A 419-nucleotide genomic window follows, 5' to 3' on the forward strand; every position below is an offset into this window, starting at 1 on the left:
ACACTTCGAACTTCTAAACAACGCAGCCCACATCCATACAAAAGACCGATTAACACCTTGTGTTTGAGCAATGTACAAGCTTTGAGCATCCCCCAAACTTCCTGTTTACTCAGCACAACGGGCAATTTTTGCTCTTTCTGTATGACAGGTAAATGAAGATAGCTGTAGGGAAGCCCTTCGCTCTTTAACAGAAATCGAAGACCATAAATAGTATGTTTGAAGTAGGTCTGTGAAGGTGTGATGCTCCGCTGTTGGAGCATAAAGAGATACTCATGTACCTGCTCTTGGTCGAGCTCAGTGGGGATTTTGCCATAATGTAGCGTAATGGCCGCAACGTGCATCGAATAGTTCTTGAAGGTGCTCGGGCTGCGTCCAAGTATCGAAATACTGCGCTCAAAACGGTGGATTAATTCTTGAAA

The 419-nt window shown here is 44.4% G+C and carries 1 pseudogene; it reads right to left on the reverse strand.

Annotation, left to right across the window (positions count from 1 at the left end):
- A pseudogene (locus AC23P2_RS31265) lies at positions 1–419 on the reverse strand (tyrosine-type recombinase/integrase); the annotation flags it as partial.

The organism is Runella sp. R0.1_18 (assembly GCF_057652155.1).